Raw genomic sequence first — 26,053 nt, forward strand, 5'->3', positions numbered from 1 at the left:
CCATCGCCTTCAACTGGGGTGGGCCGCCGGTTTCATGCTCCGCCGATAATGGGTCGGAGCCATGCCAGTCCAGGCGTGAAATGCCGATCGCAGGGAATCGGAATCGCAAAAATCCAGGCGTTCGGCGATTTCCTCGATCGGCAGATCGGAGTTGACGACAAGATCGATGGCGATGCCGCGCCGGACTTCATCGCGCAACTTGTGAAAGGTCGTGCCTGCCGCGCTCAGCCGCCTGCGCAATGTCATGCGACCCAGCACCAGCTCATTCGCCAATTCATCGAGCGACAGCATGCGCGCCTCTTCCCGCAGGGCCAGCGCCATGAGCTGCCGTGATCGCCGTGCGATTTCCTCCGGATCATTTCCGTCACGCAGGCCGAACAGAAAATTGAGCGTCGGCGCCGCCTCGCAATCATCCATCGTCCTTAGGACAGGAAGGTCGAGCATGCGTTCGGCAAAGATCAATTCGGATCGCGGCGTCCCAAGACGGAGTTCGAAGGGCCAGCTGTCATCGTCCAGATAACATGCTGCGGAATCTGGGTAATCCAGCGCTGCGATGCCACCCAGCGGGACGCCGATAAGCCAGCTGAAGATTGAGTGGAACATGAGCTCGCCATGAAGCGAGACGATGAAGTCCAGTTCCTCGTCTCCGCTGCGAGCGCCGCGGAGCGTCAGCCGTGCCCAGGAACCGGAGCAGTTGAGCGAAGCGAACCCCATGCGACCGTCGATCGCCACCAGCAGCTCCTCCATCCGCTGGATCGCTTCGCGCAGGGATTTGCTACCGGTGAGGCAATAGAAGAGCAACCGCCAGTCGCCCGCGCGAAAAAGCGCGCGGCCCGCCTTGCGCGATTGCATGTCGGCAGCGACGACGCTCGCGTGGGAGGCGATCGCCCGCAACTTCTGTTTCTCGACGGCGAGCAATCCAGGACCCAGAAATTCGGCCAGGGGCTGGTCGATGTTCCGAGTAGCCAATACAGACTGCGCATCGCCGCCCCTGCTCTCAATTAGGCGGAGCAACCGCGCGACAAAGCGGTGGCCGGTGGCGAGCAGATTTTCATTCGGACGGCGCACTCCCGGGGGCTGCTTCGCCGCCAGCCCTTTTCCGCGATCCGATGAAAAGGATGGTTCCGTCATTTCCTGCTTCCGCGTCAAATGTCAGAAGAGCGCGATGGCCCGAATGGGAATACCGGTGGCCTCTGCAATGGGAGGTGCGCCCACGAACATTATGGCGCCGGAGGCTGGCGCCCGATCGAGATTGGCGACGGCTTCTAAGCCCCAGCGGCCGCTCCGCAGCCAGCTTCGATGCACCGGATAAGCAGGCATATCGCGCCCGGCATCCAGGGAGAGCGTATCGACCGCGATGCCCCGTACATCCCGCTTTAGCAGAAGATCGGCTGCGGCCCGGCTGAAACCGGGGCTCTTGCGCCGCTCCTCCGGTGATAAGCTGCCATAGCGGGCCACTTCCGCCAGTGGATCCCAGGCTGAGAGCATCGCGACACAGCAACCGGCCGGCAAGCTGCCATGCTTCGTTTCCCAAGCGGCCAGGTCTTCTGGTCCCACTTGCGCATCGCGGTCCAACTGGCGCTTTGCCCTGATGTCGATCACGACAAGAGGCACGACCAGATCGGCGATTGACAAGTCGCCAACGCTGCGGCCCCCGGGAGAGAAATGGCGGGGCGCATCGAGATGGGTTCCGGTGTGCTCAACGATCGAAAGTCGGTTAAGCCGCATGCCAGCCCCGGTGCCGGACCCTTCCACCGCTTCCATCGACAGGCGTCCAGGTGTGAAGGCGAAAGCGCGGGTCAGCCGATGTGTCAGATCGACGATTTCAAGCCTACGCCCATGCAGTTTGATCGTCGCATCATCGGGCGAAACCGCAGATGCAAAGGCTTCGGGGGTCCGGCTAGCAAAGGCGGTGACCAGGCTTGCAGCCAAAACAGCGCGGCGGTCGATCATGCTAGCTGCTCCGCGCTAGTAGATGAGCCGTAGAACCTCATCCCTCGATAGCCCTTTGGCGTAGGTTCATGCACCATCCCCCTCCTCTCACCTGTAAGCAGCAGAGCATGCAGCCCCATTATTCATCTGGTCTTACCACGACGTGATGGCGTGTGTTTGCTGTTTTTTGCCTCGCTTTGCGAAACAGCCTTAGGACAAGCTGGTCGCCCCCTGCTTGTGCAAGGCTGCGCCGATTGCAAAATGGCTGAGCATCAGGTCATCAACCAGGCGGGCGTCGCCGGACACTACCGCGTCGAATATTTTCCGATGGTGGTCGATCAGGAAATCGCGAGCCTTCGAGGTCTCCACGATCCGCTGCCTCCGTTCGAAATGGGATCGTTCCAGCAAATGGGTAATCGTCCCATAAACGGTGGAAAGGGCGGGCGAGTGCGCTGCTGCGACGAGTTCCGCGTGGAAACGGAAGTCCGCATCGCCCCCTGACTGCGCGTCGTCGATGGTGGCCAAAATTTCCTCAAGGGCCAAGGCCAGACGCTGAAGATCCTCCTCGGCCGCACGCTCGCAAGCCAGCCGCGCAGCTTGCCGTTCCAAGGCGATCCGAACTTCGACGATGTCTTCGATGATCGCCGGTTGCTGGGCGAGGGCCAGCGAGAAAAATTCTCCCAGAACTGTGGCGTCGGGAATGCGTACCGTGCTTGCACGACCGTGGCGCGTTTCAATGACGCCGATCATTTCCATCGCCCGCACCGCTTCACGCACAGCGGGTCGGCTGACCCCCAATTGCAAGGCGAGTTCGCGTTCACCCGGCAAGCGGTCACCGGTCTGAACCCTACCATTGATCAGCAGATCGCGCAGGTGCGCGAGCACCCTGCGGTAACCGGAAAATTCCTGTATTTCTGCTGCGGTGCATTCGATTGTCATGACCCCTTCGCGTACAACCAGTTTCATCATTTCACCAGTGATTACTATTTGGCGCCCTCCGGCGTGAGCGCGACCCGCCAAAGCTAACGCGGCAGCAGCCGCAGCACTTCGAAAGCTGCGACGGGTGGTAGGTCGAACCACTGATAATCATCGCCCGATTTTCTCGCGCCTCGGATCGTGCGGTCCGTGCGTAGCGCTGATCCCGCAGAGCTGAACGAACCGCGCACCCCCAGCCGCAGTCCGTGAAGAGCCGGCGGCGTGGTGTAAGCGGTGTTCCGTTGCCCCGCATAGTTGATAAGGTGGACCATCAGGGCACCCGTGCCATCCTGCCGCTGAACGGTCAGTTCGACAGGGCCTTCGCCTTCCAGGCGGATTGACGGTGGCGGCGCGAAGCGGTCGATGATCGCGCCGAACAAGCCTCGGTGCGCCTGCAGACCGTCCCGATAGTAGAGCGTTTCGGGCATCCAGGGGATGTGGACCGCCGTACCCTTGCCAAACTGGATGGCGACAACGCCGGGGTCAGGACGCGCCATGGCGTCCGGTTTTGCATAACTGAATTCCGGCGGACCGAAGCGCTGATCGGGCGCGAAGGGGACCAGCGTCGTCGCTCCCTGGCGCTGACGACTATGGAAGTAGCGGCCGTCAACGGGAATGCGCGCGCCGCCGAAATCCAGTTGAGAGCCATCATCCTTCAACGACCAGCCATGGGCGTCGGACTCCCCGGTGAACATCTCCACCGGGCTGCTCGCCAATATCTGCCGCGCGCGCGGCTGACCTTTCGCATCGAGCGCACCCGTCTTGCCTGTCGTAATCAACAAGCCGCCCGCCGCGACAAAATTGTCGAGCGCCGCCGCTTCCTCGTCCGAAAGCCGTTGGCCGTCGGACACCAGAACGACGTCGAAATTGTCGGTCAGCGCCCTCCCCTCCTTCACCAGACGTCCTGCATTGAGGCTGAGAAAGGGCTGACGAAGATCGATCAACGCTTGATAGGCACCCCGCAGGCCGGGTGAAAATCCACGCTCGCCGCCGGTGAAGCCCGAGGCGGGGGAGAAGAGCCCGACGCGTCCGACGGGTGTCAGGCCCGCATAATGACGTTCGTTGGCTGCATGCCATTTGAAGAGTTGGGACACAGGCTGCAGCCAGCTTTGATCGTCTTGATCCGCCAGGGTGCCCATCAGATACAGGTCGAGCTTGCCGCCCGCTCCCAGCGCCTGCGCAAAACGGAGCAGTTGATTGTCCGCACTCTCGGTCGCTTGTCGCCACGGATAGTCGATATGGGCGGCCGAAGCAGCCGAAAAGGGGCGCTTGGGATTGACGCCTGTGGCCCAGCGTACCTGTTCCCCCATCGCATAGGGCCATTCGGGCGCTGGACGATCCACCCGCCGCTGTACCTCTCCGCGCGCCACCTGGCCTACGAAGAAATCCATGAGCGGCACATCGGGCCTGACCGAGCGCACCAGCATAGTCGTCCGTTGGGCCAGTTCCGCCAGCGTCCGGCCTTGAAAAGCGATATAGGGCAGCCAGTTGGGATCATCCGCGCCGTCGGTTTTCGGCAGGTCCAGCCCATACATGGCGCGGAACTTCTTCCTGCAATTGTCACAGACGCAAATGCCATGATCGACATTCGCATAGTCGGTCCGCGTATATCCCACCATGTTGAAGAACAGGCCGTCTATGTCATACCGCCCTATGCCTTCCTCCAGGATGCGCAGGGCATAATCCTGCGCCCATCCGCCATTTGGGCAGACCTGATAGGTACCTTCATATTCGCGCACGGACCCGTCCCGGTTGCGCATGAACCAGTCGGGATGAGCATCGAAGACGGACTTGGTTGTCTTGGACAGATCGAACCGGCCGATATAGGCGAGGCCGTTGGCGTGTGCCGCATCGACCATCCGCCCCACGAAATCGCCCTTCAGATAGGGGTTCGCATATTGAAGCGGCAGGGCGGAGGGATAGAAGGCGACGATCCCGCCAATATTCGAAACGATTGCAGTGGCGCCGAAATCGCGGGCTGCGCGGGCGATCACGGCCGGATCCTGCTGTGCATCTATCTCGCGCAGGTTTGTCTGCAGGATGCGATATTCGCTTTTCCACCAGTCCTTCGTCATGGCTGATGTCGCGGCGTTTGCGGAACCCAGGACAGCCGATGTCGCGGAAATTATCGCACTGTGGCCTAAGGCAGCCATCATGTCACGGCGCGAAAGATTGAAATCCCGGCGATCCATGCAACTCTCCCAAAAGTGGTCGGTCTATGATGGCGGCCGACTCCCGTCGCAAGCGGCGCACTATCCTGTCTCACGATGTGGACATTTTCCTTGCGCGAGCATTTCAAGTGGCTGTCACATCTTTCGGCGAGAGCGACCCACGCTCAGGCTGCGTCGTCGATCAGGATCACCCGGAAGTCATTCACGGTCGTCCGCGTCGGCCCCGTAAAGACAAGATCGCCCAGCGCTTCGAAAAAGCCGTAGCTGTCGTTCCGCCGCAGCATCCCAGCGGGGGAAATCCCCTCTGCCTTCGCCCGCCGCAGCGTCGATCCATCGATGATCGCCCCGGCATGCCCTCCTACGCCGTCAATACCGTCTGTATCGCAGGCAATCGCCGAAATCCCCGCGGCACCGTCTAGTGAAAGGCCGAGGCTGAGCGCATATTCGCTATTGCGCCCGCCCTTCCCCACCTTGTTGCGCACCAGCACCGTCGTTTCTCCACCGGACAGCAACGCCCATTTGCCACCTTTGCGCCGATGATGCAGCGCGAGGGCGGCGTGCACGATGCCCAGTTCTGTCGAATCCCCTTCCAGATCGTCCCCAAGATAAACCGGCATAAATCCTTGCGATGCCGCGATCTCGCCCGCGGCCTGCAAGGCCATGTGGTTGCGCGCGACGATATGCGCCTCAGCCCGCGTCATCGCTGCGGCATCTGGCCGCGGCGTTGCGTGCCGCTCATCCTCAAGAATGCGCCGCACATGATCGGGCACCGGAATTGCGAAACGTTCAAGCACCCGCCGTGCGTCCTGTAACGTCGTTCGGTCCGCGACGGTCGGTCCGGAAGCGATCAGCGCCGGGTCATCACCTGACACATCGGAAAAGGCGAGCGTCACCACTTCGGCAGGATGCGCCAGCACCGCGAGGCGCCCCCCCTTGACCTGCGACAGATGCGTGCGGACACAATTGATCTGGGAAATCGTCGCGCCGCACAGCAGTAGCTCCTCCGTCAGTTGGCGTTTGTCTTCAAGGGAGAGACCTTCCGCTGGCAGAGCGAGGAGCGCTGAGCCCCCCCCCGATACCAGCGCGAGCAGTTGGTCTTCCTCCGTCAGTTCGGACACCGCCTCGCGGATCATCTTGGCAGCTTCCAGCCCATGCTGATCCGGCAGTGGGTGGCCCCCTTCCAGCAGCATAGCGCTCGAGGGTAGATCGGCCAGCGCGCAGCCGTGCCCATAGGGAACCAGTATGATCGCACGCGTCTGCGGCGGGGCGTCCCTCAGCGCGACTCTGGCCATGGCTGCCCCAGCCTTGCCCACGGCAACGACAAGCCTGCGGCCTTTGGGATAAGGGGGGAGATAGGCGGGCAGGCAACGGTCCGCCGACACCGCGGATAACGCGACCTCCAACATTTCGCTCAGCAATTCCGCGTGGACGCCGCGACTTCCGGTCCTGATATCCACGCCCACACATTCTCCCCAGTTACATCTGCCTGTTCTAATCGGTCTCGTGTGCGGCTGCAAATGCCCGCCATTCTATTCCGTCCACTGGAACGGTCCAGAACGCTTGCTCCCTGAAACAGGCTTCCGATCGACGCGGAAGATCATACTGTTCGTCCAAAATCGACGGATTGCTCCAAAAACCCGTGTTCACTGATCCCAAACCGGGTGGTCCATGATCTCGACAGGCGTCATTTGACCATGAAAAGTCACGGATGGTGCCCAAGCCCTCCGATGCCTACCGACCGGACGAAGCGCTGGCTGACCGACAGGATGTTTTCAGAGAGGACGAAGTGAAGATGAAGCTCCCCTATTCGACAGCATTCGTGGTGCTGGGCATGTTGGCCAGCTATGCGGCCTATGCTGCGGCGCCTGCAGTCACCAACGCGATCAAGGCCCGCCAGGCGAGCTACAAGGAGATCGGCGGAGCGTTCAAAAGCATCAATGACGAGCTGAAGTCGGGCGCGCCCGACATGAACAGCGTCAAGCCGCTGGCGCGTGACATCGCCGCACGCGCCGCACTGCTGCCCAAATATTTCCCGAAGGGCAGCGGCCCGGAGGCCGGTCTCAAGACCCGCGCCAAGCCCGAAATCTGGAAGGATAACGCCGCCTTCGTGAAGCTTCAGGGCGACATGATCACCGCCGCGCGCGCGCTGGACGCTGCCGCCGCGAGCGGCAACGTTGCCGGCCTCAGCGCAGCACGAAACACGCTGGGCGGCACCTGCAAGAGTTGCCACGACCGTTTCCGCGCGGAGCTTTGATGGCGGAGGCGGACATGAGCAGCGCGCCTGCGCGCCTGCGCATCTGGGACCTGCCAACCCGTCTGTTCCACTGGACATTGGTGCCCCTGCTGGGGCTCGCCTGGTGGACGGCGGAAGAACGGATGCTCGATTGCATCGGCTCGCAGGATACAGCATCTTGACGCTGCTGCTCTTCCGCCTCATCTGGGGCGTTGCGGGCAGCAGCACCGCTCTCTTTTCCCATTTCGTGGGTGGGCCCGGAAAGCTGTTCCGCTACGTGCGCGGTCATATGTTCAAGCGGGGGGCGGCTCCGGCGCCCGGCCATAATCCGGTTGGCGGCTGGAGCGTTTTGGCGATGATTGCGCTGCTGGCGACGCAAGTCGGCCTCGGCTTCTTCTCGGTCGATATCGACGGCATGGAATCCGGCCCCTTCGCCTATCTGGTCGATTTTGACACCGGACGGGTCGCGGCGGAATGGCACGCGTTCGTCTTTAACATCATCCTGGCGCTGACGGCGCTGCATGTCGTGGCGATCCTCTTTTACCTGATCCATCGCCGCGATAACCTTATCGGCCCGATGATCAGCGGATCGCGGCGATGGACTGGCGAACAGCTGGTTTTGCGGTTCGCGTCGAACCGGGTCGCGCTGGCGATCTTCCTGCTGATCGCGGGCGGGTCATGTCTGCTGATCGCGCAGTTCGGCAGGGCCTGATTTACGGGCAACTCGCCACGGCGCGTAGCGAAAACGGAACGGCAGATTGGAAAAACAGTCCTCATCGCGAGGGATAGAAATAGTGCAGCAACCTATTTTGGGAGAAATCAGATGAACAGCAGACTCAAGGATCGCCGCATCATCATATTCGGTAGCGCAACAGGCATCGGCGCCGCAACCGTCAAGCGGCTGACCGCAGAAGGCGCGCGAGTCTGTGCGGCCGACATCAACCTAGCCGGAGCGGAGGCAGCGGCGCAGGCGGCAGGCAATGGCGCCTTTGCCGTCCATGTCGATATTTCTGACGAACAGTCGGTGAACGAAGCGGTCAAGACTGCGGTGGAGCGCTTGGGCGGCCTTGATGGCGCGCATATCAACGCAGCGGACCTGCGCGTGATCATGGAGGACTCTGACGCCCTGGCGCTCGACCTTGCCGTGTTCGACCGCACCATCGCCGTTAACCTGCGCGGCCACCTGCTGTGCACGCGCGCCGTGGTGCCGCATCTGCTGAAGAACAAGGAGTCGGCGATCGTCTATACCAGCTCCGGCTCCGCCCATGGCGCGGAACCCACCCGTCCCTCCTACGCAATGTCGAAGGCGGGCGTGAACGCCCTGATGCGTCACGTCTCATCGCGCTGGGGCAAGGAAGGGCTGACCGCCAACGTCCTCGCCCCCGGCTTCACCGTGACTGGCGAGATGAAGGCGCAGATGGAAGCTAATGGCCCCGAAGCCGAAAAATGGGCGCAATATTTCATGTCGCGCACGCCCCACACCCGGCTGGGCGAATCCGAAGATCATGCCGCCGTCGTCGCGCTGCTGCTCTCCGCTGATGGCCGCTGGATCAATGGCTCAATCGTCGACGTGAACGGCGGATCGCTGATGCGCGCTTGATCACCCGCTACAGCCAAGGAAAGGCCTCCTTCCCTCGATGAGGGAAGGAGGCCTTTCCTTGGCTCAAATTCTGATGTGGCCGATTTCAGTTCAGTGGCGCCCGGATTACTCCAGACGCCACTCCCCCTTAGAAACGGTAGTTTGCGGTCAGGCCGAACTCGCGCGGCGCATTGACCGACACGGCGGTATATCCCGAACGGAAAGGCGCAGGATTGCCTGCCGGACCGGGGACCAGGAACCGCGTTGCGACTTGCAGTTCAGCGCGGGACGCACTGGTTATCTGCGTCGTGTTGAACAGGTTCTTCACAAAAGCCGTAAGTTCCCACCCAGCGTCATGCGAGCGAATACCAGCGAACAGATTAACATTCGTGAACGCCTTGTACCGATAGTCAGCCGTCTCCGAATAGAAACCGGGCCGGTAATTCACCAATCCGCGGAAAAATGGCTGCAAACTGCCGACCGAGAAGCGGAGTTCGCTGTTCGCGCTTAGTGCAAAACGCGGAATATTCGCCAAGCGATCGCTCGTCTGGCAGAACGCCACTTGTTGTCCGATCGGCACTGCGGGCTGCCCTGCTGTATCCGGGATGCCGTCGCCATTGGAGTCACGGCACGGAACGAGCGCGTTATCATAATGGGAATTGGCATAGGACGCGTTTATGGAAATGTCCCAATCGTCGACGGGGCGTGCGTCGAATTGCATCTCGACCCCCTTGGATATGGCATCGCCGTTGAAGCTGATCGAATTGGCCGACCCGTCGATGACACCGTTTCTCGCCGAAGATGTCGGAGCGGTCACAAGGCCGACGAAGCCGTCGAACTTCTGATAGAAGGCGGCCAGGTTGAGCGACACGCGCCGATTAAACAGTTGCGCCTTCAAACCGGCCTCGACCGCATCGGAACGCTCCGGGTCCAGCACCAGAAGATCGGACGACAATGGCGAGTTCACACCAAGTTGGGCCGATCCACGCCGATAGGAACGGCCATAAGTGACGTAGGTCGTTACATCTGGCGTCCAGTCATAGCTGATGCTGGCTGTCCCGGTCAGCGGATGATTGATTTGGGTTACGAAATCGGGATCGACGGTCGCCGCGCGAGGCACAATCACCCCCGCCGGTACGGGTATTCCCACGCCACCTGTCGTCGTCACCTCCAGAAAGCTTTGCGCCGTTGCGGACACCCGGGTGTAGCGCGCGCCCAGTTCGACCCTCAGCTTGTCGGTCAATTGCAACCGCGTCTGACCGAAGAAGGCGAGGTCGGTCGTGTTATTGTCGATATCCACGACAGCCAGCAAAGGCAGCGAGAACATGCTGGCCGGGAACGGCGTGTTCGGAACACGATTGGCGAAGAAGCTGTCTACGCGGATCGATGAAAGGCTATGCGAGGTAGTCTTGTTGTAGAAGACGCCAAGCGTATAGTTGAACATCCCTTCAAATGCGGATGCGACGCGCGCTTCCGCTGTATAGACATGAGTGGGATTAGGAACGGTCAAGACTTGGTCATATCCCTGCACCGCATTGCCAACATCTTGATCTGTACGGGAATTGAGGTTGCTATATTGATAACCGCCTAGCACCGAAATCAAAAGACTACCCAGGTCGAAGGACGCGTCGGCAGTGACCAGGTGAGTGCGATTTGTGTAAAAGGACTGCCCTTCATGAACGGCTAGGCGATCCGATGCGCTGATCGCCGGGCCAGTCACAAATGGCGAGAACAGGCTGGGGCGATTACCCGTGCCCATAACCGCGCGGTTCTGCACCAGATCGCTTTCCAGATACTGATACATGATGTTGCCGCGCAGCCGCTCAGTCGGCGCGAAAGAAAGAGTGGCGCGGACGCTCTCGGTTTCCTGGTTCGACCATTCATCGCGGTTGATATTATAGACGTGGTTGACGCGATTGCGATCGACCAGGGCGGCGATGCGAAGGGCCAATTTGTTTTCGATGAGCGGCGTCGAGGCCGCAATTTGGAAATTGCGCGCATGTTTGTTACTGACCGTGGCCTGCAGATAGCCGTCGGCAGCGTCGAGATCGGCCCGCCTCGTCGTGAGTGTGATCGCGCCAGCAGGAGCGGTGCGGCCTCGCAAGGTTCCCTGTGGTCCGCGCAATACTTCTACCTGGCCGATGTCGTAAATCGCCGTCGTCACAGTCTGAATATCGACAGGCACTTCATTATAATAGACGGCTACCGCCGCCGGACCGCCGATGTCGGGGTTGAATGAAATGCCGCGCAATGTCGCAATGCTGACGCGGCCCGATGTGTTCGCGATCTGGAGGCCCGGCGCCAGGGCGGGCACATCCTTGAAATCGAACAGGTTGAATTTCTCGATCTGCTCCCCGGTGGCGACATCGACCGCCATGGGAACATCCTTTAGCTTTTCTTCCCGCTTGCCCGCCGTAACGATGATGTCCGCCGGAAGAGCCTTTTCATTGTCGGACGGTATATCCGGTTGCGCCCAACCCGCAGTGCTGACGCACGCAGCGGCGCTTGCCATCAATAAAAGCGCAAGTCTTTTGGAACTGTGCCCAGGCATCCCCTACCCCCATTTTTGACCAAAGGATTTTGTCGTCGGGCCGTGTCAGTGAGGGGCCTCAGCCTTCGCAGCTCCCCTTTCTACCTTTCGGCCCATTAAATATTTGAGGGCTTGATCGGCAATCGACAACGATGTCGCGCCTCTATTCCGCATAGTGGAACAGATGTGTTTCGCCGTTGGATGCCGGTATGGATCCTATGGTGGGAACAGTTCGACTGCCCCACCCTCTCTTCATTTGCCGAACGTACCCACATACAGGCCGACGGGGTAGGGCGAAGCGCCATCCTTCGACCCCTTGATGGCAAAGGCGATCTGCCTACCGTCGGGCGAGACGGTCGACTGATGCGCCTGCGCACCCGACGGGCTGATGTTCGTCAGCGGCCGCCGCGACTTGCCATCCATGGTGACGACGAAGATGTCGAAGCCCTTATCCGAATTGGCGGCGGCCACTTCCTTCGCATTGGCTACGCCGTTCATCTGCAGAACCATTTCGACGCCGCTTTTGCCAAGCCCGCTCACGCCGCGATACTGCCCATCGGGATCGGATGCATAATTGGACTCCTCCAGGCCGTAACGCTCATCGGGGAAGAGGTGCGTCTCATTATGCGCTGACGTTGCGTAGACTTTGCTGACCGCCTTGCTCGCGACATCGACCTTGTACATTTCACTGTCCACGGTCCTGGGCTCGATCGTCCAGAACATTACGGCGCGACCGCCGTCGATGAACTCATAGGCTTCGGGAAAACTCGTCTCGCCCGGCTGACCGATCTTATAATCATATAGCAGCTCAACGTCGGAAAATTGCGCAGTGCGGCCATCATTCTTCAACTTCGCCTTGACGAGTTGCAGGCCCTTGTCCCTCGGCCGTGACCAGGCAACATTGACCGACTTGTCTGCATTGGGCGTGCGTGCGATGGCAATGTCGCCCATGGCTCCCGTACCCAGCGACACCGGTTTGCCGAGCGATTTCGGCATCCAGAACAATTCGGTGCGCCCTGCATCGCCGCTACCGCCGCTGCCACCAGCCATTCCCGGGGCCGCTTCGATCAGAAAGCTATTGTCCGGCAGATAGAATATGCGCGTCACAAACTGCGTCTTGCCGAATTTGCAGGTAAGGCAGCGCACCTTCTTCGTCTTCAGGTCGACTTCATAGGCAGGGCCGTCGACCAAATCGTCCTTGGTAAAGACGATCCTGCGCCCGTCGGGCGACCAGTTGGGCCGGTTGCCCCAATCCAATATTCGCTCCTGTCGGAACGGCGCCGTCAGATAATCAATCTTGCCAACAACCGCTTCCTGCTCCGCCGCGCGCGCCGGCATGGACGCCAAGGGCGGCAAAATCGCGCCGGCCGCGCCGGCGGCGAGCACAAGCCGCCACATGTGCATCCGGGATTTTCCGTCGGTCTTCTTCATGGAATCAAACTCCTCAAATTGCCTCGCGCAAATATGCAGCGTCGTCGCAGGTCTTCGCGATCTTTCAACTTAAGCGATCATCGGTTCCAAATGGCGTAACAGCATTACGCGGAACACTGCCTCAACCTTTCAAGAACGGCTGAACGGTCCGGGATGGAAGCAGCGGCGCCCACTGTCTGGACGGCAATGGAGCCTGCCGCGTTCGCCTCGATCGCTGCGGTTGCAAGATCATCGCCTCGCGCCAGCCCAGCAGCCAAATAGCCGCAAAAGCAGTCCCCCGCACCTGTGGTATCGATCACATCAACTTTATGCCCTGGGATGCGCAACACCGATCCGCTGCGGACGATGGCCAATCCGTCAGCGCCTATCGTCGCGACCAGCGCCTGGCGGCCGCTCATTCCCATACGATCCCTGTAGGAAAGAAGCGCCGCATCGTTCAGTCCTTCATCGGCGCCCGCCAGGAGAAACAGTTCTGCTTCATTGACCACCAATATATCGCATAGAGGCAGTAGCTCCCTGGCCGCCATGCTGGCAGGTGCGGCGTTGAGGACGGTGGTCGCTCCAGCGGATTGCCCCATGTTGAAAAATGCCGTCGCTGCCGATACGGGCGTCTCCATCTGAGTAAGGCAAATGTCGCCCGGCATGACTTCCACGCTTTTTACCAGACCCGCGTCCACCTTGCTGTTTGCGCCAGCCACTACGATGATTTGATTGTCATGTGGAGATGTCGCGACCAGTGCCGCCCCGGTCGGCGAACCGACCGGGATCATTTTACTTACGTCCACGCCATAGTCTTGCAATGTGGCGGTCATCGTCGCACCTTCAACATCCGATCCGACCGCGGCCAGCAGGGTGCAGGCCGCGCCGGCCCTCACCGCTCCGACCGCCTGATTGGCGCCTTTCCCCCCCAGTTGGCGCACAAGGCCGCGGCCTTCCACCGTTTCACCCGCCTTGGGCAGGCGGACAGCGCTGACGATCAGATCGACATTGACGCTTCCCAGCACGACAACCTTGCCGCCATCCTTCAAGCCAGTGAACGGCCGCGACGTCATCCGGCAGACAGGTCCGAAGAGCCGGAGGTCGCCAGAGCTTCCTCCAACAGCGCGAGCTTGGCGACACGACGGCGAAAATGTTCTTCTTCGCTAAACCGCGCGGCCAAAAATTGCCGCACGATGTCGAGTGCGATCTGGGGCCCGGTTATCCATGCACCGATGCAAAGCACGTTGACATCGTCATGCACCACGGCCTGCCGCGCAACATATGTGTCGTGAGCCACCGCCGCGCGAATGCCCCTGATCTTGTTCGCCGCGATGCACGCCCCCGCGCCGGTCCCGCACAACAAGATGACGCGATCCGCCTCGCCTTCCAATATCGCCCGCACGGCGCGCTGCGTGATGTCGGGAAAATCCACCGGCTCTTCTGACCGGGTGCCCACATCGATGATCCGGCCGCAATGACGGCTCAGCAGTTCGAGCACGGGAACGCGCAGGTTAAATCCCGCATGATCGTTCGCGAAGCCGATCCTTTCACGGAAGGGAATAGCCTGTTCGTCGGCTGCCAAAGTTTCCGCAACTGCCATCTCAATAATCCCCACTGTCCCCGCCGACGCGGAATTTCCAGTTCCAATCATCACGAAGCTCATTCGAGCTGGGCGATCCTCAAGGCGCCTTTGAAAGCAGCAGCCTCGCCTGCGTACCCCAGGTCCCAACGAACAGATCTTCCTTTCCGTCGCCGTTCACATCGCCCTTGGCCATGCTCCAGCTACGCCCGACGCTTGCAGCAGGAATTACCAAGGCGGTGACGTCAGAAAAATAGCCCTTCCCGTTATTTGCATAAGCCCGCAGTTGCAGCGGCTTGAAACCAGGCACATCGATCGCGCCGACAATCAGGTCCATCGCGCCGTCATGGTTGAAGTCGATCGGCATGCCCCCCCAGCTGGAAAAGCGGTTCGCGGGCAGGCGCTTGGCCGTTTCGTCGCGGAATTTCGCTCCGCCCTTGTTGATCAGCAGACGGGCTTGCGGATCCTTGTCCCACGCCTTGTTATTGCTGGTGAGGTTTAGGAATAAGATGTCCTTCCTTCCGTCCCCATCGACATCGAATACATGGACTTCGCGGGTTTCGATCGGCATCAACAGTTGCAGAGCCTTGGGCGCTTCACGAAAATGCCCCTTTCCATCATTCAGAAGCAATCGGTTCGGCGGGCTTTCGTTGGCGACGACCATGTCGAGATCGCCGTCTCCGTCGATATCGGCAAGTGCAATGTCCTGCGCGTCGTCCGCATCGCGGGGCAGATGCGTCGTGGTGACGTCGATGAACGTGCCGGGCTTCTCCGGATTGTTCAGCCACAGGAAATCCTGGGCTGACGCGCGGGGCTTGCCCGGTCGCTCCTCCGCCGAATTGCCGATAACGATATCGGGAAGGCCATCACCGTTCACGTCGTGGACCGCCAAGCCATTGCCTTCGCTCATGCTGGGCAACCGATCCGACGCGTCAGTGAAGACACCGCCCGCTCCACCCAGGAACAACTGATGCGCATGGTCCTCCTCCGCAACGAAGATCAGGTCGGGAAAGCCGTCGCGGTCGAAGTCGGCGGAGAGCACATGTTCGCTGTCATGCGCCTTGGTTGCAAACGCGCCTTGCCGCCAGCTGAACTGGCCCTTGCCGTCATTGATGTACAGACGGTTCGGCCCCATTTCGACAGCCAGCGCCGCATCGAGATCGCCATCCCCGTCCACATCCACCAGAGCCACATCCAGTGCATGAATATATTTTGCCGCCGGAACGTGCGTATCCGTCACATCCTCGAACAGGGTCGGCGCAGCCGCGCTGTCCTGCGCATGAGCGGGGACCAAGCTGACAGCCGCGAGCGACGCCATCATCAACGGCTTGTACAGGGCACGGACAGCCCAAACAGCGCTCCGGTTGGTCGAAGATAGTGTCACCGCCACTTTGCTCCTTTTGATCATGACTTGGCTCAATGGCCGCCGCGCGCGATTGGAAGCGAACGAAGATAGGCGAGGCTCCGCGCCATCGCATCGATGCGCGGTCCGGTGAAAGGCGGGTCCTGCTCCACAAAATAGCGGTGGACCCCCGAGGTCCTTGCGACCGGCAGGATGCTGTTCCAGTCGATCTTGCCTCCGCCGACTTCGACGGGGTCTTGCCGCAAGTGAAAGTTTACGGGTGTGCTCGCCTTGATATCCTTGACGTGCATCTGATTGAACCGGCCAGGATATTTGCGTAACCATGCCACAGGGTCGTGACCCGCCGTGACAAGCCAGCCCACATCCATCTCGAAGTCGACCAGCCGGGGATTGGTGCGCTCCAGCAGGATCTGCAGTCCCGTCTTCTCGCCGATGGGCGCGAATTCGACATTATGGTTGTGATAACCAACGCGAAGGCCATGCTTTTTGAGGGCTGAGCCCGCCTGGTTCAGAAAATTGGCCATCTGTTCATAGCGTGCCGCCGACAGGGGCGATCCATCGGCACGCATCAAGGATGAGAAGGGCACCGGCTCGCCCCATTTCGGGTCTTTGGGAAACTGAAACAAAGGCAGGACGGCTTCGCGTGCGCCCAGCGTCGTCAGATCTTCGCCCAGCTTATCCATATCGTCAAAGGTCAGCCCGCTGGCGCCGGGAACGGATGACGACGCGGCGACATGGACGCTGCGGCAGTATAACCCCGCCTGGTCCAGCGCAGCGCGCATCTGGGCGGCCGTACGACCATGCATCGAAGCGATTTCCACGCTGCGGAAGCCGAGCTTGGCGACCTGATCCAAAGTTCCGTGCAGGTCTCGCCGCAAATCCGGGTCCAGCGCATAGAGCTGAACGCCGATACCATCCGTACCCCAGATGCCGCCCGACTTCGCGATCGCAGGCATGCTCGCCCCCAACATCATGATTGCGGAGCTTTTCAGCATCTCACGGCGGTTCATTGGCATTTTACTTTCCTGAAGGAGAATGAAGCTCTCGTGGGTGGCGAGGCGGCGTTCAGGCCAGGGCAGTCATTCTGGACACCTCCCGTAACCTTTCTTCGGGATAACGGAGCATGCACAGCACGACGCACAATGAAAACAGCGCCGGCACCACACCGATCAAGGCGCGCAGCAACCCGGCATTGCGGGGGTCGCCTGCATGCGCGGGGTCGAATTCGTACCAGCCGAGCAGTAGGAAGGCCAAGCCGACCGCAAGCCCGAGCGCCAGCTTCATAGAGCCATTCAACGTCGCATAGAGGAGACCGGTACGATCGACGCCGAAGCGCGCCCGACTAGCGTCCGCGACGTCAGCCATCAGCGCCCGGGGAAGGAACCAGGCGATCGGAATGCAAAGCCCCAGCGCCCCGACATTGGCCGCCGTCAACCAGAAGAACTGCGGCGGCTGGATGGCCATGCCCAATTGCAGCACCGCCTGCAGGAAAGCGCCCGCCTGGAGCGCTCGCGCCTTGCCGATCCGCCCCGCAAGTTTTGCGAACAGCGGCGTTCCGGCAAAGGCTGCGGCATAGGCGATGAGAATCAACGTACTCGCGGTCGCCCGGTCGAACCCCAACTGGCCCATGTAGAAGAACAGAGCCACGGCGTTGGCGACACCAGTTGAGAGTGCGATCAGCAGGTCCGCCAGAACGAGGCGCACCACCGGACCCTGCCGGAACAACGCGACATAATCCCCGATCGACATGCGACCCTGCTCCACGGAAACGCGCTTTTCAGGCACCGCCCATAACGCCATGATAATCGCACCGGGAACAAGCAGCATCATGACCCAACCGGCAGCGCGCATCCCTGCCGCCGGATCATCGGGGTAGGCGCGTGCGACCAATGGCAGGATGGCAAGGATCGAAAACTGGCCTGCCGTCGCGAATATCTGCCACCAGGCGAAGATGCGGGTGCGGCCCTCGGAATCGGACGATAGCGTTGCCGTCCACGCCAGATGCGACAATACGATCATGGAAAAGCCCAAAAAGGCGACGAACAGCCATGACCATAAATAGGTCATGCCAACGCCGCGCTCTGCTTGGAACAGCGCGTAGGTTGACAGCATGAGAATGGGAGCGCTCGCCACCAGCCATGGCCGATACCGTCCCAAACGGCTGCGCGTCGCGTCCATCATGCCGCCCAGCACTGGATCGATCAGCAGGTCAAGCACACGCACCGTCATGAACGCAGTGCCGACGGCGGCGACCGGCAGGGCCATGGCGTTGGCGTAAAATTCGGGCAGGAACACTGTAATGAGTGTCGCGAACGCCTGGATCGCGAGAGCCGTGGCGCAAAAGCCGGCAAGCCGTGACGCAGCCACAGTCTCAATTTTCTCGTGCATCATGTCATCCCATCCGATCGCAACTGGTAATACCACATCAAAAATGCTTAGCCAGCGGATTTTGAAATGCCGGCCTGTGGCGGGACGGCGCACAGCAACCGATGGGTTTGAGGCTAACGAAAAATTGCGGCCCGCGCGCTCAACCGAGCCACGGGCCGCTCTGATATCCTTCAACTCGGATCAAAGCGGGATCCTCAAGCGATCCCGCTTTGTGGCTCACCAATTAAAGCGAAGGGTCGCACCGAATTCACGCGGCGCTGTAATCGACGCCGTACGATAACCCGAATCGAACGGAATGGTGCCGAAGGACTCGAGGCCCGGCAGCGCACCCGTAGCGACCTGGGCATTGCCTTGCGACACGCGCTGCGCACGGGTCTGGTCGAGCAGGTTCTTCACGAACAGGTTCAACTCCCAGCGATCCTCGCCGCGAATACCCGCGAAAACGTCAATCTTGGTAAAGTCGCGGTAGGTGTAGTTGCTGTTTTGCGACGTGAAGCCCGGCCGGTAGGACAACAGGCCGCGGATGAACGGCGTCAGCGAACCCATGCCGAAGCGGACTTCACCATTGCTCGACAGGCTGAACTTGGGAACATCGGCGATGCGGTCGTTACGTGGGCAAACTGCGACCTGGTTGGTGCCGGGAACGCTGGGTGTGCCGATCGAGTCCGGAACGCCGTCGCCATTATAGTCATTACAATAGAGCAGCGCGTCGTCATAATGCGCGTCGGCATAGGTAGCGTTCACGTTGAAATCGACCCATTCGGACGGCTGGAAGCCCAACTGGACCTCGACGCCCTTGCTGATCGCGTCGCCGAAGGTCGGCAGCGGCGCAGTCGCCGTATCTACGTTGCCGGGGATACGCGACGAGTTGGTCGTGAGCGACGCCGCGAAATCCACATAATTTTTGAACTTCTGATAGAAAGCAGCGACATTCAGCGTCACCTTCCGATCAAACAAGCTGGATTTCAGACCGACTTCAAAACCGTCCGACGTTTCGTCAGGCGTCTGCAGATATTGCGGGTCCAACGGCGTCGAAACGCCCGTCGCTGCGACGCCAGGGCGGAACGATCGGCCATAGTTGGCATAAACATTCAGATCCGGATTGATCTTCCAGCTGATCGACGCACCGCCAGTGAGAGCGCTGGGCTTCACGACGCTGGTGTTGGTGCTGTCGAGGCCGATAGCAGGGATGATCAGCCGCTGCGAGCGGGTGGTCTTGCCCCAAGTCTGACGCAGACCGCCGGTGATGGTAACCCCATCGATAACCTCATAGCCCAGCAAGCCGGACACGGCATAGGATTCGCTCAGGATCGGCAGGATCACCGAGACGTCGACCGGGAACACGAATATCTGCGGCGGCACCGGACCCGGGCCGGTCATGCCGGGGAAGATGGTGCCAAACGGATCGGTGAAGAAGGCGTCGTTGCTCTGATTGACGCGGACATTGTTGAACTTGCCATAATCATAGTTCGCCGCGATGGCCCAGTTCAGCCGCGAATTGCTGGGCGACTGCAGGCGGACTTCAGCGGTCCAAAGGTCATAAGGAGTGTGGACGTGCTGGTTCAGCTGATAGCCGGGCACGGCATTGCCCTCATCCTGGTCTCGCTGCTGTTCGAGGCGGGTTTTCTGATAGCCGCCGTTGAATACTAGTTCGCCCCAGCCGAGATTATAGTTGGTGTTCAGCGTGATAAGATGCGTTTCATTGGTGAAGCGCAGCGCGCCTTCGCTGACCGCCAGACGGTCATCAAGATCCATCGCCGGGCCGCTGCGGAGCGGGAAGAAGGAGTTCGGGCTCGGTTGGTTGCCTGAGCCGAATACCGCGCGGAACGGCCGTGTGTCGGTCCAGAGATACTGATAAACGAGGTCCGCACGGACGTCGGATGACGGCTCCCACGCCAAAGAGAAGCGGCCGCTCATCGTTTCATTGTAGGACTGGCGCCCGTCGATATTCTTAACCTGGCCGGCACGGTTGCGGTCGTAGAGAAGCGCTCCGCGAACCGCCAGGCTGTCCTGGATGATCGGCACAGAGGCCGCGAGCTGGAAGTTGCGGGCGTGAAGATCGCTCACCGCCGCCTGAGCATAGCCGGTCGGCTTGCTGAGATCCGGGCGCGCCGAGCCGATGACGATGGAACCGGCCGGCGAGACCTTGCCGCGGAACAGGCCCTGGGGCCCACGTAGCACCTGAATCTGGCCGATGTCATAGATCGCGCTGAAGAAGGTGTTGGGATCTACGTCGATTTCGTTGAAATAGACCTGCACCGCATCGCTCGACCCGCTGTCCGGGTTGAACGAAATGCCCCGTAGTGTCGCGATGTTGCTGCGGCCGTCGCTATTTTCCAGCGTCAGACCGGGAACGACGTTCTGGATTTCCTTGACATCGAACAAATTGAGCTTGGCGACGTCCTGACCCGACACGACATCAACAGCCAGCGGCGTTTCCTGCAACGTTTCGGCGCGCCGCGTCGCGGTAACGACGATTTCCGCCGTCGGCGGCTCGATCGCGCTTTGCTCAGCCTGCTGCGCAGATGCACCGGTGGCGATAGCCAGCCCGCACGCGCAACCCAGCAGCGATATGATGTGACGGCCCCTTGAAACCTTCATAGTCCCCTCCTCTTCTGAGATAACTGACATTTGCCAGATATCGGATGCGCCGTTGCCTTAGAAGAATGGGCGGAGGCTCATAAGGGCCCATTCCACCATGCGGGACAACTATGCGCGCGAGATCGTCCTTACGGGCCCCCTCACCGATCAGCTTGTCAAAGGGGCCTATGAGCTTCGGCGCGTCTTTGACCGGGGCCCAGAATGGGGCAGTGTCAGCATCCCGGACAATGGCGTTGACGGACGGCTCCTGCGGTTCGACATCCTCGATGCTCCAGTCGTGGGGAAGATCTAACTTGCGCCAGTCGGAGTCATCAAAAGACGGTGCTGAAGCTCCATCGTCATCGCCGCGATAAAATGTCCATTCCGCATCGAAGGGCTGGTTTCGTGTTCCTGCAGCCAGACTTTCTCCAACCGGCGAAGCGTATCCTAGCCGAGATGTGGATAACGTGGCCGATGCCACTGCGAGTTGCACCTTCAGCCATTGCGGCCACAGGCATCGCCAAAGCGGTTCAAGCGATGAACATTCGCCGCATAACTGCCAGCTGATCAGCCAAGACATTCTCCGTCCAAATGGGTCGTCGATCCCCTTTGCTGCTGCTGCGGATCGTAATCCGCGCGTCTTACAACATGACCAAAGCAGAAGTAGACCGTATCGTTGCATTATTGGTTGGCAACACCTGTTTTTGGCTCGGGATCCCGATGAGTATTCTCGAACAACCTTCTAAAGCACAAAAGCCCTCAACAAGGAAAAAAGACCCGCCAGCCGGAAGGCTGGCGGGAGGTGGAGAGGCTTAGAATTTGAAAGTTCCCGAAAGGCCAAACTCCCGCGGATTGGTGAGGTTCACCGTTCGGTATCCGGAGTCGAAGATCACCCCAGCCCCGCCCAGCACATTGTCGCCAGTGATCGTCGCGTTGTTGAACGAGATATTGGTAATCTTGTTCTGGTTGAGGAGGTTGCGCACGAACGCCGACACCTCCCACTTATTCTCTTCACCGCGCACACCCACGAACAGGTTGATGAGTTCCCGGTGCGGAAAGCGGAACTGCTGCCTTTCCGAAAAGACGCTCGGACGATAGGTGATCAGACCGCGGATGAACGGCTGGACAGGCCCGGTTCCGAAACGGAATTCGCTGTTTGCGGTCAGGCTGAAGTCCGGAACGTCAGCAAGACGTGAGTCACGCTGGCAGTAGCTGACGTTGTTGACACCACCAAACGCCGGATTTGGAACGATCACTGACTGACCGGTAACTGGATCCACCGTGTTGCAAGGCAGCACAGCGTTATCATAATGCGCCTTTACGTAGGACGCACTGATCGAAGCATCCCAATTGTCCATAGGCCTGCCGGAAATTGTCGCTTCCACGCCCTTGACCGTGGCATCGCCATTATAATTGTAATCGGCATTCGTATCGACGGTGCCGTCCGGCGGCCCGACGAAGACGCCATCAGGAATGCCGTCACCGTTGAAGTCGATATTCGTGCCCTGGTCAGTCGCTATCCCGGTGAAGCGCGAAATGAAATTGTCGAACTTCTGATAGAAGGCTGCAATGTCGAGCGAGAGCCTGCGATCAAAGAAAGCTGTCTTTAAGCCAATTTCATAGGTGTTCGATCGTTCCGCTTTGCTGATCGCTAGATCCTGGCTGACATTCTGAGGGATTCCGACGCCGGCTGTGGGTGCACGGAAAGATCGGCCGTAAGCAGCATAGACCGTCAAGTCCGAGGTCGGTTCATATGTCAGTGTTGCCGATCCGGTAAACGGGTGCAACTTTTTCTCGAAATCGACGATCGGAAAAGTTCCTGCGCCCGGAATCGAGATAGTTGCAAACTGCTTTGAACTGATGACTGAATAGCGCCCGGCAGCTTCGAAAGTCAGTTGATCTGTTGGCTGAAGGCGAATGCTTCCGGCCAAGGAATAGGTCTCGGCGCTGACGGGTATAGAAATCAGCCCTGTCAGGGGGAAGATCGGCGCAACAGGTACCGGGACGCCCGGGACGCTGGGAATGTAGTCTAGCGGGCTATCCACGGTGACATTGCCGGTTTGCTTGGAGTAGGTCCCGCCGATCGACCAGTTGAAGAAACCATCATTGTTAGACAGCAGGCGAAGTTCAGCTGAGTCCACATTATAAGGCGAACGTGTAATCTGCGTCGGCGCGTAGCTGTGGATCGCATTGCCTGGGTCGGATTCGCCATATTGCGTGAGTTTAGTTTCCTGATGACCGCCGATAAAGTCGAGGGTCACAGGCCCAAAGTCATATTTCGCGTTTACGGTAACCAGATGACTGTTGTTGATGAAGCGGCTGCGCCCCTCAGCGAGCGTATAGCGGTCATCGAGCCCGACCGCCGGATTGCCGATGACCGGATTTCCCGGGCCGAAAACTTGAGGGTAAAGGCGATTATCAGCATTGAGATACTGATACATAACGTTGATGTCGAAACCTTCCACCGGCTGGAAGGCGACCGACAGGCGGGCGCTTTCCGTGCGGCTTCGCGAACGGTCCCAACGAACGATGTTGCGCACCTGGTTCAGACGGTTGCCATCCACCAGCATCGATGCGCGGATGGCGAGCTTGTCCGTAATGAGCGGCAGGGAGACCCCGCCCTGGACGTTGTAACCAGCATCCTCGGTCGCGGTGCCCTGCACATATCCCTCGATCGAACTCAGGTTCGGGCGACGCGTCCGGATGGTGATGGCGCCCGACGGCGCGGTACGGCCGCGAAGACCGCCCTGCGGCCCGCGCAGCACTTCGATCTGATCGATGTCGTAAATGGCCGTGAAGGCGGTTTGCGCGTCGATGGGAACTTCGTTGAAATAGAGGTCGACCGCAGGACCTGTGCCCTGGTCGGGATCAAAGGTCACGCCACGCAGCGTTGCCGAATTGGCGCGGCCATTGTCATTCCGAAGTTCAAGACCCGGAGCAAGCTGCTGCACATCCTTGACGTCAAAAATTTTCAGGCGCTCGATCTGCTCGCCCGTCGCGACATTGATGCTCATCGGAACATCCTGCAGAGCTTGTGCCCGGCGAGTGGCTGTCACGACTATCTCAGCGTTGGACTGATTAGCCCCTGTTGAGACATTTCCAGTCTCGGTTTGGCCCCAGGCGGGCAATGATAGTGCGCAAAAAGTACAAGTCGATAACAGTAGCATTTTACGGCGCAAATTCCTTTGCATCATCCTCTCCCATTTTACGTTCAAAGTTCATTCTTATTCAGCCGCACGCAGCTGTAACCACTCTTCAGCGTCACCCCAAAAGGAGCGGCTGTTCTTTATCCGAATTGTTAGCTGTCGCGCACAACCTTAGGATCGGCCAGGCCGTCTCGAGCATCGGCCCTAACTTTCGTGCCGCAACTTGACGCTTACGTCTGTTAGGGCGGACCGTGGTAGCGCTCTCTCGAGAATGGAAGCGTCATTGAGTAGCTGGCAGTCGATTCCCCCCTTTCGTGCGCGACGGTTGGACCTTACGCCAACGGAGCAGAAAGTAAACTCATCCGGAGCTTTTTTTCTGACTGTGCTATTTTTCTGACACACAAGCCGAGACAGAGGCGCAAGCATCTATATCTGACGTAGTGAGCACCTATGCATGGGCCGCCAGCACAAGAAAAAAGCCGGCTTTAAATGGGTTACGTCCCTGGGGTTCGTCTCGACGTTCACGCGGAATTTCGATTGCAAAGCCAGTACGCTTCAAAGCCGTCGAACCGTCTGAGGCCGAAATCCTATTCATGCTTCGTAAGTTTGCTGCTCTGACGAGCATTCAGGAGACCAAAGCAGAAGCCGAAGATACAGAGAATCGGCTTATCGACTTTTCACAGCAAAACTGCATTCGTGCCGCACGGCGTAGCGGCTGAAGGGCCATGCGGGGGCCGCAGAGTCAAAGGGCAGCGATCGGCTTCCAGCTGAGCGGAACGGCCGACGCTGTCGGTTCAACTACCGCTCCAAGGCATAGCGCTCGTCGAGTTGATCTGACCCGCGCTTCGATGAGCATGCCTGAAGCAGGCATGGCATTACCGGCGGCGAGAATAGGAGATGAAATCCAGGTCGCGTTGATAGAGTGATCGATAGAATGCGTTGCAAAGTGATGGCTGACCTTTAAGGCACGTAAGCTATCATTCGCTTTTAGTAAGGTTGCAGATTGGCAGGGGGTGGACCTATCCGCCCTGAAAGATGATAGAGACAGGTTCGAAATGAGAGCGATTGGATTCACAGAGAGCGGCAGCATCGACCGTGACGATGCCCTGCTCGACATCGAAGTTCCCGATCCTGTAGCCGGTCCTCGCGACCTTCTGGTCCGGGTCCACGCAGTGTCGGTCAACCCGGTGGATATTAAGGTGCGCGCCGCCGCCAAGCCGCGCGGTGGACAGCCGATGATCCTCGGCTTTGACGCGGCGGGCATTGTGGAAGCCGTCGGCCCTGAGGTCACCCTTTTCACTCCGGGAGACGAGGTCTATTACGCCGGAACCATCGTTCGGCCCGGGACAAATGCCGAATTGCACGCCGTCGATGAACGTATAGTGGGGCGTAAACCGTCGTCGCTTGGCTGGGCGGCGTCGGCAGCACTGCCGCTCACCGCGCTCACCGCCTGGGAAATCCTGTTCGATTGCCTGCGGGTTTCGCGCCACAAGGATGCCGGAAGATCGATCCTGATCGTCAACGGCGCAGGTGGCGTAGGCTCCATGCTCGTCCAATTGGCGCGGCAACTCACCAACCTTCAGGTCATCGCCACTGCATCGCGGCCCGACACGGTGCAATGGGCGGAGGGTTTGGGCGCCCATCACGTAATCGATCATCACAGGCCGCTTGATGAGGAACTGGCGAGGATCGGTGTACGCTGTGTCGATTATGTCGCCAGCCTGGCTGCCAGCGACAACAACCTGGCGCAAATTGCCAAGATCATCGCTCCACGAGGCGCTCTATGCCTGATCGATGATGTCCGGGCCTTTGACATTGTTCCACTGCGCCAGAAGTCGATTACCGTCGCGTGGGAAGGGGTATTCACACGCTCCATCTACAAGACCGATGACATGATCGAGCAGCACAACATCCTGAACGAGATTGCGCGTCTCGTCGATGAAGGCGTCCTGCGCAGTACATTGACCAAGGAATTGGGGCCGATCGATGCCGCGCACCTGAAAGCCGCGCACCGCCTGGTCGAAACCGGCCAAATGATAGGCAAGGTCGCGCTCGCCGGCTTCCCGTCGCTTAGTTAACCGTTTGACCTAATTCCTTCTTTTTCGGACCTAAGATGTGCTTAGGAAAAGCTAATTATTCTCCAGTCGAGTGAACCTCATGACCGACC

At 59.7% G+C, this 26,053-nt stretch carries 20 protein-coding genes; 6 read left to right on the forward strand and 14 right to left on the reverse strand.

Annotation, left to right across the window (positions count from 1 at the left end; all coding sequences use genetic code 11):
• Window positions 1–9 precede the first annotated feature (9 nt).
• From EP837_RS13615 to EP837_RS13635, 5 genes are all read right to left on the reverse strand, one after another.
• Window positions 10–1,131: a helix-turn-helix domain-containing protein gene (locus EP837_RS13615; protein ID WP_066529669.1), complete on the reverse strand. Its 1,122-nt coding sequence runs from the start codon at window positions 1,129–1,131 to the stop codon at window positions 10–12.
• A 21-nt stretch (window positions 1,132–1,152) separates the two neighbouring features.
• Window positions 1,153–1,953 carry a cyclase family protein gene (locus EP837_RS13620; protein ID WP_066529672.1) on the reverse strand — a complete coding sequence of 267 codons (801 nt, stop codon included), beginning with the start codon at window positions 1,951–1,953 and terminating at the stop codon, window positions 1,153–1,155.
• Between the two features lie 189 nt (window positions 1,954–2,142).
• On the reverse strand, window positions 2,143–2,898 hold the full coding sequence (locus EP837_RS13625; RefSeq protein ID WP_197486387.1) for a FadR/GntR family transcriptional regulator: 756 nt from the start codon (window positions 2,896–2,898) through the stop codon (window positions 2,143–2,145).
• Between the two features lie 56 nt (window positions 2,899–2,954).
• Complete coding sequence (locus EP837_RS13630) at window positions 2,955–5,099, reverse strand: alpha-amylase family protein (RefSeq protein WP_066529674.1); 2,145 nt, start codon at window positions 5,097–5,099, stop codon at window positions 2,955–2,957.
• A gap of 143 nt (window positions 5,100–5,242) precedes the next feature.
• Complete coding sequence (locus EP837_RS13635; RefSeq protein ID WP_197486388.1) at window positions 5,243–6,535, reverse strand: glycerate kinase type-2 family protein; 1,293 nt, start codon at window positions 6,533–6,535, stop codon at window positions 5,243–5,245.
• 251 nt (window positions 6,536–6,786) lie between these two features.
• On the opposite strand from EP837_RS13635, the gene EP837_RS13640 reads away from it, so the two are divergent.
• From EP837_RS13640 to EP837_RS13650, 4 genes are all read left to right on the forward strand, one after another.
• Entirely contained in the window at window positions 6,787–7,332 is a 546-nt protein-coding gene (locus EP837_RS13640) for a c-type cytochrome (protein WP_082919693.1), read from the forward strand.
• 14 nt (window positions 7,333–7,346) lie between these two features.
• Window positions 7,347–7,493, forward strand: coding sequence for a hypothetical protein (locus EP837_RS21590; protein ID WP_225870646.1), 147 nt, complete (start codon window positions 7,347–7,349; stop codon window positions 7,491–7,493).
• Window positions 7,490–8,023 (forward strand): cytochrome b/b6 domain-containing protein, encoded by a 534-nt coding sequence (locus EP837_RS13645; RefSeq protein ID WP_237234892.1) that lies wholly within the window; start codon window positions 7,490–7,492, stop codon window positions 8,021–8,023. Before EP837_RS21590 ends, EP837_RS13645 begins: the two co-directional genes overlap by 4 nt.
• Window positions 8,024–8,134: 111 nt before the next feature.
• A complete protein-coding gene (locus tag EP837_RS13650) occupies window positions 8,135–8,911 on the forward strand; it encodes an SDR family NAD(P)-dependent oxidoreductase (protein WP_066529675.1) in 777 nt (258 codons plus the stop codon).
• Window positions 8,912–9,038: 127 nt separating this feature from the next.
• Here the strand turns inward: EP837_RS13650 and EP837_RS13655 are convergent, their stop codons facing one another.
• The 8 genes from EP837_RS13655 to EP837_RS13690 all read right to left on the reverse strand — a co-directional run bounded on the left by EP837_RS13655 (window position 9,039) and on the right by EP837_RS13690 (window position 20,761).
• A complete protein-coding gene (locus EP837_RS13655) occupies window positions 9,039–11,402 on the reverse strand; it encodes a TonB-dependent receptor (RefSeq protein ID WP_066529677.1) in 2,364 nt (787 codons plus the stop codon).
• A gap of 270 nt (window positions 11,403–11,672) precedes the next feature.
• Window positions 11,673–12,851 carry a PD40 domain-containing protein gene (locus tag EP837_RS13660; protein ID WP_066529679.1) on the reverse strand — a complete coding sequence of 393 codons (1,179 nt, stop codon included), beginning with the start codon at window positions 12,849–12,851 and terminating at the stop codon, window positions 11,673–11,675.
• Between the two features lie 104 nt (window positions 12,852–12,955).
• Entirely contained in the window at window positions 12,956–13,903 is a 948-nt protein-coding gene (locus EP837_RS13665) for a ribokinase (RefSeq protein WP_066529681.1), read from the reverse strand.
• The gene (locus tag EP837_RS13670; RefSeq protein ID WP_066531568.1) at window positions 13,900–14,430 is read right to left on the reverse strand and encodes an RpiB/LacA/LacB family sugar-phosphate isomerase; all 531 of its coding nucleotides are present in this window, start codon (window positions 14,428–14,430) and stop codon (window positions 13,900–13,902) included. The genes EP837_RS13665 and EP837_RS13670 overlap by 4 nt, the downstream gene beginning before the upstream one ends.
• A gap of 79 nt (window positions 14,431–14,509) precedes the next feature.
• Complete coding sequence (locus EP837_RS13675) at window positions 14,510–15,817, reverse strand: FG-GAP repeat domain-containing protein (RefSeq protein WP_197486389.1); 1,308 nt, start codon at window positions 15,815–15,817, stop codon at window positions 14,510–14,512.
• An 8-nt stretch (window positions 15,818–15,825) separates the two neighbouring features.
• Window positions 15,826–16,788 carry a sugar phosphate isomerase/epimerase family protein gene (locus tag EP837_RS13680; RefSeq protein WP_066529695.1) on the reverse strand — a complete coding sequence of 321 codons (963 nt, stop codon included), beginning with the start codon at window positions 16,786–16,788 and terminating at the stop codon, window positions 15,826–15,828.
• 49 nt (window positions 16,789–16,837) lie between these two features.
• Complete coding sequence (locus EP837_RS13685) at window positions 16,838–18,163, reverse strand: MFS transporter (RefSeq protein ID WP_156518591.1); 1,326 nt, start codon at window positions 18,161–18,163, stop codon at window positions 16,838–16,840.
• 213 nt (window positions 18,164–18,376) lie between these two features.
• Entirely contained in the window at window positions 18,377–20,761 is a 2,385-nt protein-coding gene (locus EP837_RS13690; RefSeq protein WP_066529699.1) for a TonB-dependent receptor, read from the reverse strand.
• A gap of 97 nt (window positions 20,762–20,858) precedes the next feature.
• On the opposite strand from EP837_RS13690, the gene EP837_RS13695 reads away from it, so the two are divergent.
• Window positions 20,859–21,053, forward strand: coding sequence for a hypothetical protein (locus EP837_RS13695; RefSeq protein WP_066529702.1), 195 nt, complete (start codon window positions 20,859–20,861; stop codon window positions 21,051–21,053).
• Between the two features lie 499 nt (window positions 21,054–21,552).
• Here the strand turns inward: EP837_RS13695 and EP837_RS13700 are convergent, their stop codons facing one another.
• Complete coding sequence (locus EP837_RS13700) at window positions 21,553–23,931, reverse strand: TonB-dependent receptor (protein ID WP_225870648.1); 2,379 nt, start codon at window positions 23,929–23,931, stop codon at window positions 21,553–21,555.
• A gap of 1,010 nt (window positions 23,932–24,941) precedes the next feature.
• Between EP837_RS13700 and EP837_RS13705 the strand changes: the two genes are divergently transcribed.
• Window positions 24,942–25,964 carry a zinc-binding alcohol dehydrogenase family protein gene (locus EP837_RS13705; RefSeq protein WP_066529706.1) on the forward strand — a complete coding sequence of 341 codons (1,023 nt, stop codon included), beginning with the start codon at window positions 24,942–24,944 and terminating at the stop codon, window positions 25,962–25,964.
• Window positions 25,965–26,053: the final 89 nt, after the last annotated feature.

This window comes from Sphingobium sp. EP60837 (assembly GCF_001658005.1).
Classification (GTDB): Bacteria; Pseudomonadota; Alphaproteobacteria; order Sphingomonadales; family Sphingomonadaceae; genus Sphingobium; species Sphingobium tyrosinilyticum.